The following is a 3,377-nucleotide window of genomic DNA, read 5'->3' on the forward strand; positions in this document are numbered from 1 at the left end:
GTTCTCTTGCGGGGGGGCGCAACTCAGGCTGGGAGCTTGCGGCGCGGGGCGAGGCTCAGGCCGTGCGCTTGCGGGGAGTTGCTTTCTTTGCCGGGCTCTTCTTGGCGGTCGCGGTGGCCTTCTTTCTGGTCGCGGTGGGCTTGGTGGCAGTCGTGGTGGTGGGCAGGGTGACCCTGGGCGGGGATCGGCGAGGAAGCTGCAGCCCAAGCCGTTCGCTTGCGGGGAGCCGCCTTCTCGCCGGAGGTTCTCGTCGTCGCGGTCAACTTCGTTGCCATGCGGGCGAGTTGGTTAGCGCTGCGTGAGAACCCGCAAGGAAGCTCCGACCCCGCAAGGAAGCTGCGGCTCAAGCTGTTCGCTTGCGGGGAGTTGCCTTCTTTGCCGGGGGCTTCTTCGTCGTCGCGGTGGACTTCGTCGCTGTTGTCTTTTTGGTTGCGCGTGTCGGCTTCTTCGCCGGGGACTCGGACTGGGACTTCTTCGCCCTTGTCGTCTTCTTCGTGGCCGCGGAGGTCGACTTCTTGCCGGGGGCCTGTTTGGGGGTCGCTCGGGGGGAGATGCGTCTGACCTCGGCCTTTGTTTCCGGTTCCTTGGCTTCCGGTTCCTTGGCTTCCGGTTCCTCGCCTCGGGACTCCTTCGCCTCTCGGACGCTTTTCTCCAGGGCCGCCATCAGGTCCAGGACCTTTGCGCCGGGGGCCGGGGACGGGGTGGTCGCGGGCTGTTCGCCGGAGGCCTTCGCGGTGATCATCTCTTCGACCGCCTCGCGGTAGTCGTCGTGGAGATCCGCGAGGTCGACCTCGCCCAGCGTGTCCATCAGAGCGTCCGCGAGGTCGAGTTCCTTGTCGCGGACGGTGACGTTCGTGTCGGGGGCGACACCCTCGGGGACGCGGATCTCGTCCGGCCAGAGCAGGCCGTGCATGGCGATCACGTCGTCGACCACGCGCAGCATGCCGAGGCGTTCCCGGCCTCGTAGCGCGTACTTCGCGATGGCCACCTTCTGGCTGCGCTTCAGCGCCTCGCGCAACAGGGTGTACGGCTTGGCCGCGGGGACGCCGTTCGCGGAGAGGTAGTACGCCGCGTCCATCTGGAGCGGGTCGATCCGGTCGGCCGGCACGAACGCCACGATCTCGATCGTCTTCGCCGTCGGGATCGGCAGCTGCGCCAGATCGTCGTCCGTGATCGGGATCATCGTGCCGTCCGCGTCCTCGTACGCCTTGCCGATCTCGGCCTGGGCGACCTCCCGGTCCTCCAGTTCGCAGACCTTGCGGTAGCGGATACGGCCGCCGTCCTCCGTGTGGATCTGGCGGAAGGAGATGGAGTGGCTCTCGGTAGCGTTCACCAGCTTGATCGGGATGCTGACCAGGCCGAAGGAGATGGCGCCGTTCCATATGGATCGCACCTGCCGCACCCGCCTTCCGTTTTCGGCTCACGCCGGACTCGCGTCCGGTTCGTCACGTTTCCGTGGGATTCTCATCGTATGACGCCGATCACAGAGGTGGAGGGGCGAAGGGTCGCGCTCAGCAACCTGGACAAGGTGCTGTACCCGGCGACCGGCTTCACCAAGGGCGAGGTCCTGCACTATTACGCGACCACCGCCGAGGTTCTGCTGCCCCATCTGCGCGACCGGCCGGTGTCCTTTCTGCGATATCCGGACGGGCCCGAGGGGCAGGTGTTCTTCACCAAGAACGTGCCTCCGGGTACGCCCGACTGGGTCACCACGGCCGAAGTGCCTCGGTCGGAGGGGCCGGCGCGGATGGTGCTCGTGCAGGATCTGGCGTCCTTGATGTGGGCGGCGAATCTCGTCACCGAGTTCCATACGCCGCAGTGGGTGATCGGAGCGCCCGGTCTTGCCGACCGGCTCGTCTTCGACCTCGATCCGGGGGCGCCCGCGACCGTCGTGGAGTGCTGTGAGGTGGCGGTGTGGCTGCGGGAGCGGCTGGCAGCGGACGGGATCGAGGCGTACGTCAAGACGTCCGGGGCGAAGGGGTTGCATCTGTTGGCGGGGGTGACGCCGGTGCCTTCGGAGCGGGCCGTCGAGTACGCGAAGGCGTTGGCCGTGGAGGCGGAGGCGGCTCTACCTCGGCTTGTCGTCCACCGGATGACACGGAGTCTGCGGCCCGGGAAGGTGTTCGTCGACTGGAGTCAGAACGCTGCACGGAAGACCACGGCCGCGCCTTATACGTTGCGGGCTCGGGCGGCGGAGTGTGTGTCGGCGCCGGTGACGTGGGAGGAGGTGTCGACGTGCGGGAACCCGGATCAACTCACTTTCATCGCAAGGGAGTTGGGGGTACGGCTGCTTGAGTACGGCGATCTGCTGAGACCGTTGCTCGACGCCGGACGAGCGGGAGCTCTGCCTTGATGAGAGGTTACGTGGGGATACGCATCGCTCTCTTCAAGTGGACGTCGGGCCGCCCGCTTCTTGGCCAGTGTCGGGCTTCCACGGCCCGAGTAAAGGGCGCTCCGCGTCGCCTTCGGCGATTCCGCTTCGCTCCACCCTTGACTCGGGCCGCTCCAGCCCGTTGGAGAAGCGAGCGGGCGGCCCCGAAAAGGCGGTTGCCCAGGGGAGGGCCCCTTACGTCCGCTGCGTGCTGGCGAGACGCGAACGCGCCCCCACCACACCGGACCAGAACGCAGTACAGGCAAGGGGATTCGTACCTGGCCACCCATCCCTCGGGGCCGCCCGCTCGCTTCTCCAACGGGCTGGAGCGGCCCTAGTCAAGGGTGGCCCGCAGGGCCATCGCCGAAGGCGACGCGGAGCGGAGCGGAGCGCCCTTTACTCGGGCCGTGGAAGCCCGACACTGGCCAAGAAGCGGGCGGCCCGACGTCCACTTGAAGACACACGCGACAAACTCGCCCCAAGAGGGTGCGGACAACTCCGCCGCATTGGTCGCAGGTGCGCACCTGCGCCGAGGAAGTAAGCCTCAAACCCTCCCCCACGTATGCCGGTCCCGCGCCATCGCGTGCAACGCCTCCACATCCGCCGGCTTCAACACCCCACCCGTCCTTGCCAGTCCGGACAGCTCCGTGTCCTGGAGGACGCGGACCTCGCGCAAGGGTGTCGTCACCCTCACGTCGGCCGGGCCGGACAGGGCGAGGACCGGGTGGACCTCGGCCGTCAGCGCGTACGACGCGCGGGCCGCGTCGGAACGGGCCCGACGGAGCAGCGGGAGGGGGTCGCGGCGGCCCAGGCTGACCATGGGGTCGGTGATCTGGACGCGTTGTTTGCGGGCGTAGAGCGTGTGCAGGGCGAAGAGGCCGCCGGGGCCGATCAGCAGGTGGTGGAGGCGGTCGCCGCCGGGGAGGGGTATGGAGTGGAGGGCGTGCCAGCCTGCGCCGTCCAAAGCGTCCAGGGCTTCGCCTACCGCCTGTTCCGCGGTCAGGGC

General features: G+C 68.0%; 3 protein-coding genes. 1 reads left to right on the top strand and 2 read right to left on the bottom strand.

The features are described from left to right. Nucleotides 1-343: 343 nt before the first annotated feature. Nucleotides 344-1,393 carry a non-homologous end joining protein Ku gene (ku, locus tag AC31A1_RS48935; RefSeq protein WP_489659517.1) on the bottom strand — a complete coding sequence of 350 codons (1,050 nt, stop codon included), beginning with the start codon at nt 1,391-1,393 and terminating at the stop codon, nt 344-346. Nucleotides 1,394-1,471: 78 nt separating this feature from the next. On the opposite strand from ku, the gene ligD reads away from it, so the two are divergent. Next, a complete protein-coding gene (gene ligD / locus AC31A1_RS48940) occupies nt 1,472-2,353 on the top strand; it encodes a non-homologous end-joining DNA ligase (RefSeq protein ID WP_489659518.1) in 882 nt (293 codons plus the stop codon). 562 nt (nt 2,354-2,915) lie between these two features. Here ligD and AC31A1_RS48945 read toward each other — a convergent pair. Continuing rightward, a partial coding sequence (locus AC31A1_RS48945; protein WP_489659519.1) for a nuclease-related domain-containing protein occupies nt 2,916-3,377 on the bottom strand: 462 nt, incomplete at its 5' end.

It is taken from the genome of Streptomyces sp. P5F9, from assembly GCF_057961495.1.